Annotated in this window: 3 protein-coding genes and 1 pseudogene; 1 reads left to right on the forward strand and 3 read right to left on the reverse strand. The window is 42.4% G+C overall.

What is annotated here, in order from left to right:
• Positions 1-100 precede the first annotated feature (100 nt).
• Positions 101-2308, reverse strand: a complete 2208-nt coding sequence (locus tag HWQ42_RS19100; RefSeq protein ID WP_292814970.1) for a family 1 glycosylhydrolase — start codon at positions 2306-2308, stop codon at positions 101-103.
• A gap of 349 nt (positions 2309-2657) precedes the next feature.
• Positions 2658-5093 (reverse strand): UDP-galactopyranose mutase, encoded by a 2436-nt coding sequence (gene glf, locus HWQ42_RS19105; RefSeq protein ID WP_292814973.1) that lies wholly within the window; start codon positions 5091-5093, stop codon positions 2658-2660.
• Positions 5094-6233: 1140 nt separating this feature from the next.
• Here glf and HWQ42_RS35595 point away from each other — a divergent pair.
• Positions 6234-6296, forward strand: a pseudogene (locus HWQ42_RS35595) (DUF4383 domain-containing protein); the annotation flags it as partial.
• A 53-nt stretch (positions 6297-6349) separates the two neighbouring features.
• Here HWQ42_RS35595 and HWQ42_RS19110 read toward each other — a convergent pair.
• Positions 6350-7366 carry a glycoside hydrolase family 43 protein gene (locus HWQ42_RS19110; RefSeq protein WP_292814976.1) on the reverse strand — a complete coding sequence of 339 codons (1017 nt, stop codon included), beginning with the start codon at positions 7364-7366 and terminating at the stop codon, positions 6350-6352.
• Positions 7367-7483: the final 117 nt, after the last annotated feature.

Consider the following 7483-nt stretch of genomic DNA (forward strand, 5'->3'; position numbering starts at 1 on the left):
GAGAATTTTCTCAACTATTTTTGAGATTCTAAAAAACCTACCCTTGTGAGATGCTCCCTTCCCCCTGCTCCCCTTAAAATTAGATTGTCCAGCCAGACTACTAATTTCTTTCTTCCAAGTAGCGAGAAATTGCATTGTCAAGGTGTGGCATTAATTCACCTCGATTGCTACCGAGAACACTGTAAGCTGGACGGGGAGCAATCCAACCAAGTTCTTGTGTAGGACGAGCAATTAGATTGCTGACACTTACACCTGCTTTTTTCGCCGCTAATCGTGCCAAGTCAGACCAAGCAATCGCACTTTTGTTAGCCAAATGCCACAAACCGTTCTCGCCATCAATCAATAAATCAAGGCTGGTATGGACAAGATCGGGTACATAAGTAGGGGAAACGATCGCATCTTCGGCTGCGACAAAAGTATTTCCAGCAGCTAGTTGCCGTAGGGCGATCGTGACAAAGTTGTAATCATCCCACGGACCGAAAAATGCGCTGGTGCGAATCATTAGTGATGCCGGATGAGCCTGCAATACTAGCTTTTCTGCCAAAACTTTGCTGCATCCATATACATTGAGGGGCGCAACGGTATCAGTTTCGACATAAGGATTAGACTCAGCACCATCGAATACCAAATCTGAAGAGAAAGTTACCAGCGCCACATTATGTTGAGCGCAAGCAGCAGCTAAAATCGCTGCCCCTTCAGCGTTTACCTTCAAACAAATATCAGGTTCACGTTCGGCATCGTCCACACGGACGTATCCCGCAGCGTTCACAACTGCCCACGGTTGCAACTCGGTAAGTACTTTATTGACGGAAGCAGGATTGGCAATATCCATATCTTGCCGTCTTAGCAGGCAATATGAAATTCCTCGCACTTGACACAACCGAGCAAAAGCCTTGCCTAGTGTTCCTGTGGCTCCGACGATCGCTAGGGGACGATTGGAAGCAGGGGAGGAAAACGGGAGAGATGGGGGAGATATGCGACAACTGACGGCTGGGTATAATAGGCGCTCTTCTCGATGCCACCATCCTGGTGTATCAAGTAATGGATGATTGGGTTTATGTCCAGTGGCTAAATCTCGCACCATTTTAGCGATCGCTGTTTGTCTAGGGCGTGATGAACGCAAATCGAACACGCCTGACTCGTAGTATCCTGCGGAGCGAGTCACTAAACTATTCCAATCGTAGCTGCCGAGAAGTGCCCAAGCAGTCACAGCACGAACATCTGCACCTTGATTTCTTAATTCTTGCGCTGCATTCCACACCTCATTGAGCCAGCGTAGTTGTTCCTCACGAGTGCAACTCAAATGAACTTCAGTGACAGCAAGGGGCAGTTTGTAGCGTTCCCATGTCTCTTTGAGCAATGTCCCCGGCCCTGCCAAACCCTCAGCACAAACTCGCACTGCCTCTACATCTGCATACTTGTCCCGACCATTACCACCATGCGTCCAAGCTGGATAGTTTTCTAGGTTTTCATCTAAAAAGCGTTCGCTTGTCAGGTAATGGTTAATGCCGATAATGTCAGGCGGACAGGTATATTGCAAAAATTCTTCAAGTTCAGACTCGCCGATGCCACAATCGCGCAAGTAACCCCACATTGAATGAGTTGGGTTGATTCGACCGCACAATAAATCCAAACTCAACCAACGACGCTCGTTCTCAAATTCTGCTTGATAAGCCAGTTTTGGTGTACTATGAGTTTTACCCAAATCCTCAGTTTGTACGAGTTGAGCATTGGGGTTGACTTCTCGGATTGCTTGCATCGAAAGAGCGATCGCTTTACACTCTCCTAACAAAGCACGGGCAAAAGTTAAATCATCTTTTCCGTGAGGATACCAGTTACCGTACATTCCACTAAATCGTGCTGTTGTCAGTGGTTCGTTTACGGGTGTGTAATGTGTAACCCAAGGATAGCGTTCTGCAACCGCACGAGCAAACACCGCTAGTTTCTCAGGAAATTCTGGATCTACCAAGCTGGTATCACGCGGCCCACTGCCATGATGCACTAATCCTACAATCGGACGGATGCCGAGTTCGCGCAAACGCCCTAGTCTTTCATCTGCCCACGACCAATCAGCATTCTCCAAACCATTGGGCGCTATCCTCTCCCAAAGTACTGGATAACGGATAGCGTGTATGCTAAGTTCAGCGAATAAATCTAGGTCATCCAAGCGGGTTGCATGACCATTGCGTTCTAACTGATCAAAATACTCTTCACCCACACGATTAACCGTACACTCTACACCAGCCCAAACTTCTAGAGGAAGTTTGGAATCAGGAGTGTTCAGTGTCGAGTTGAAAGCAGAAATCATAATTTACAACTCAAGCTGATATTTTATTTGATGCGTTCTTTTTGAGTTTTTTAGTTTTGTAGGGTGTGTTATGCCAAAGGCTAACGCACCATCTTAGATTTTCAGTGCGTTATACAGAGCAGCCCTAATTACGAATTAACGCGATGTGCAACTTCTTCTTATAACCCCGCTTCCATTCCTCTTTTTTACAGGGAGCTACGGTGTATACACAAGTCTGAAATCGCTGATTAACCAAGGTTTTACCCCACCCTAACCCTCCCCTTATAAAGGGGAGGGAACTAGATTTCCGGTCTCCCCCCAATGCATTGGGGGGATTAAGGGGGGTAATTCGGCGTGAATTACGAATTATTTAAGCCTTAACCGCAATTTGTTTGTACACAGACAAAGCTTGAGCAACACATTGATCCATGTTGTAGTACTTGTAGGTCGCTAATCGTCCTACAAAATAGATCCCTGGAGTTTCATCTGCCAGCACCTTGTATTTCTTGTAAATTTCCTGATTTTCAGAACGCGGTACAGGATAATAAGGGTCTCCCTCAGCTTTGGGAAACTCGTAAACAATACTCGTTTTAGAGTGTTCTTGACCAGTTAAGTATTTAAACTCTGTTACACGAGTATAAAGCTGTTCATTGGGATAGTTAATTACTGGCGCTGCTTGAAACACACTCGTGTTGTGCGTCTCATGCTTGAAATCAAGCGAACGATAGGGTAGTTTGCCGTAGCGATAATCAAAGTATTCGTCAACCGGCCCGGAGTAAACCATCTCGCGGCAAGGTATCGCTTTTTGAATTTCTTGATAATCAGTGTTGAGCATTACCTTGATGTTCGGGTGATTGAGCATATTGTCGAACATCCGGGTAAAGCCGTGCAGTGGCATTGCCTGGTAAGTATCGGTAAAATAGCGATCGTCACGATTAGTCCGTGTGGGAATTCTGGCAATTACTGATTTGTCAAGTTCCGATGGGTCGAGTCCCCATTGCTTACGGGTATAATTACGGAAAAACTTTTCATACAGTACTCGACCAACTTTGCTGACCACCACATCTTCACTAGTGCGGATGTTTTCTACGGGTTCAGCAAGCGATTTATAAAACTCCTCCACCTCAAATGAATTGAGATTCATGCCATACAGCTTGTTGATGGTGTCGAGGTTGATTGGAATCGGAACAAGTTGCCCGTCTACACTGGCAAGGACACGATGTTCGTAAGACCGCCACTGAGTAAAGCGTGAGAGGTATTCAAATACTTCGCGGGAGTTGGTGTGAAAGATGTGCGGGCCGTATTTGTGTACAAGAATGCCATCATCATTGTAATGATCGTAGGCATTGCCGCCTATGTGGTTGCGCTTATCTACAACCAGCACTTTTTTACCTTGAGTTGCCAAACGTTCAGCAATGACGCTACCAGAAAAACCAGCGCCGACAACCAAGTAATCGAAGACAAAATCTCTGGTAATGATATTTGGTGCTTGTTTACCAGCTGCACCTGTGGAGTTAGCTTTGTCTTCACCATCACGGGCTGCAATGGCAGAGTCAATCAGCTTCATCATGGATGCCCAAGTGCGATCCCAAGAAATCTTCTCTAAAAAGACATCTACTCGACTCAACCATTCTGAGGCTGGGGTATCTTCTTGCATTGCTTGTTCTGCGGCAGCGACGAACTCAGAAACTGTGTCTGCAATTCGCACCAGCTTCGATTCTCCATAAGGACGAACCACATCTCGAATTGAGGTAGATACTACAGGTCTACCTGCGGCAAGATATTCTGGAGTTTTGGTAGGACTAATAAAACGTGTTGACTCGTTACGCGCAAACGGCAACATGGCTAAGTCCCAGCCTGCTAAATAAGCAGGTAGTTGTTTATAATCTCTGCCACCGAGATAATGGATATTTTCATGCTGTGGCAAATTTGCGGGATCGATTTTGACAACTGGCCCAATAATTACTAAATGCCAGTCGGGGCGTGCTTCGGCAATTCCAGCAAGCAGTTCAATATCCATCCGTTCATCAATTACGCCAAAGAAACCAAGACGAGGATGGGGAATATGAGCTTGATCTTCTGGTTCTTGAACATTTCTTGCCTGGCCAAAGTGGGCGACATCTACACTGCTAGGAAAGGCATAAACGTTGGGGTGCTGGTTCACTTTACTTTCGTAAAGGCTTTGTCCGCCTGTAAATACTAGGTCTGCACGGCTGAATAATTCGGCTTCGTAATTCTTTAAAGTGGGTGATGCTCCTTGGAATGCAGACAATTCATCCATGCAATCGTATACCACAGCTTGGGGTTGCAAGTGGCGGGTAAACGCGATCGCCATTGGTGTATAATACCAACAAATGTATTTGTTGATATTATGCTCTGCAAATAAATTATTAATTAGTACTTGCAAATCTGCGTTGATTGCTTCTTCACTTAAACCTTGTGGTAGGTGTGGCACAACCACAACTACTCCATTAGAATCTTCGTTTACATCTAAGCTTGCCAAGGGTTCTTCAGAGAAAATTGGCTCCTCAATAAAGAACACTCGCTTTCCTTGGGCGCAGCGACTAAGAAGATGTTGTGGTCTTTGATAAACGAAATTCCAACGCAAATGAGATAAACAAACTATATCAGGTGTGTCTTTAAAGGTTTCTGTTGATTGAACTTTTTTGTTAGACGAAGTTAAATTCAACCGTGACGGACTCGATGATTGGGTTTGGGCTAGCTGCGATCGCTTCGTTTTTCGCTGCTTCGGCGAAATAATATTGCTGACACCGTTGTTGTTGACTTGAGATTTTTCACTTGTCATAGTTCGTCTCATTATTTAAATTATTAATTCTGACTAGCCAAACGCTAATACCTTTTCTTTGTAAGGCAGCACCAAATTTACTATCATGCAAAAACTTGCAACATATTTTACTGCTTTTCAATATCGAATCGGTATAATAAATACTTGGTTGCATTAAATAACAATGTACTGTTTTATATCTAACTTTTTCATCTACCCAAATAAATATAAAGTTGCTTTTTTCTTAAGTCCTAAGCACTATTTTTTATAAATATCTAAAATATAAGATTAAAAAAATATTAATTTATGTAACATAATTTTTTATTTATAAACCCATGCAAATATAGTTGTGTTTGTCTGTTCGGTTTCGTACACAAGATCATTAAAACAATTCTTTTTAATATTAAAATTAATAAAATTAGCTTATTTAGAAGCTAACTTTACTATTCATATTAAATATTTTACCCTAATAGTATATGTAAATTGATACTTTTTCAAGTAACAATAAGTATTGTTTTTTACAAACTACATATTATTTTGTCATCTTGAATACATATTATTGTAACAATTATTTTATAAACCATAGTAAATAAAGCAATTTCTTTTATTTTTGGTTTGTTGGAAACAAGTATTATAAATTTCACTCTGATGAGATATATATTCTATATATTCTCTGAACCTTGGGTAGGTTAAAAGCCTTTTGGTTGTGTGTAATATTGGTTGTAATTCAATTCATAAACCTCACGCGATCGCTTCTAATGATGGAGCGATCGCGTTTTTCTATCTCAGAGTTTTCAAATAAATAGGTAGCTAGTGCTGGAAGCCTTTTAAGTAAATAGACATAATTAAATATAAAATAAACTCCTAGTTTGTAGTGAGCGATTTATCGCTCAGAGCAAGGATTATCAGGACTAAAGTCCTTACTACAAACTTTAAATTTATTTCTGCCTTTCAATTAAAATTATGACTTTAAATATAAAAACTCAAACTTAATCTTAAAACAACTGACAGAGAATACATTTAAACCTGTGACAGATAATCACAAATTTCATATTAGCTACAACGTTAGTTATCACCCTGTAGCAATCCGATTTGATTTCTGTTCGCGCAGGAAGGCAATAGGGAATCGTCAACATCAACATACTTCCCTAGAGAAAAAAGTTAATGCCATTGTTCGGCGCTAATGTTTTGCTTAATGCATTAGCAGCGATCGCAGCTGGCTAATATAGCGTTGTTATACCAGCCAAAGTTAGCGGTGTTAATGTATCGCAAAACCTTCAATAGTTACTGATGGTCTGCGGTGTCCAGGTAGGGCCATTGCAAGATGGCCCTTCTGGTTTCCAGATCAGCATATCTAAGCAGATTTGCCGCATATCCATGTTTTTTGTCCAAGCATGATAGACAACATACTCAGTCTTACCATCTGGCCCAATAACGATAGAGTTATGTCCCGGCCCTATGACAAAATTAGGAACAGACTTTAGCACCCGTGGCCCAGTTTCGTTACCTGCATCAGAGTAAGGCCCCATCACGTTGTCAGCAACGCCATAATCTACGCCGTAGTTCTCAGTTTCCCAGCGTCCACCACTATAAAAGCAATAGTATTTCCCTTCATGCTTACGAATACAGGGGCCTTCTAAAGTATGCCAATCATAAATTTCACCGTACATCAAACGGTTGGCTAAAAAACGCTGCCAATCGGATCGCGCACGTAAAACCACTTTCTCTTCACCAGCAAGCTTAGTCATGGTTTGGAGTTTGTCTACAACTAATGCTGTACCAGCACGCATTCCATCCGATGTATCCAGAAAGTCACGGGCGTAAAACAAATACCACTGTCCATCATCATCCTGGAATGGGTGCGGATCGATCGCAAAAGGACAGGACTTTGGATCTACGACTGGCTCACCAACATCTTGATAAGGGCCTAACGGAGTATCGCTTGTAGCCACACGTAACTGATGATTTTTGTCTTCATGCCCGACAGAATAGTAGAGATAAAACTGGCGATCGCAGTAAGCAACTTCGGGGGCCCAAAAATTATCCCCAAGGGCGGGGTCTGGCCGTTGTAGTGCGTTACCAACATAATCCCAATTCACAAAGTCGAAGGAGCGTAACAGAGGAAAGACACGTGATTTGTTATTGGAGTTAATATTTGGTGCATCCGCTATTTCATCTACCGTTCCTTCTGCTTCTGCTGCGCCAGTGCCGATTGCATAATATACCCCTTCGTATTGCCAAACAAAAGGGTCGGCAAAATAACCTTTGTAGACTGGATTAGTATAGGTTTGCATCTTAATTATTTATGTATGGAATGACAAAAATTCTTCTTCCACTAGTGGTCTGTCCCATTAATGATGCTGTTGGCGAAATATTCCTTAACATTTTAAAACCCTAGAAATGCCAAAGTG

The sequence above is a fragment of the Nostoc sp. JL23 genome (assembly GCF_017115065.1).
Lineage (GTDB): Bacteria > Cyanobacteriota > Cyanobacteriia > Cyanobacteriales > Nostocaceae > Nostoc > Nostoc punctiforme_A.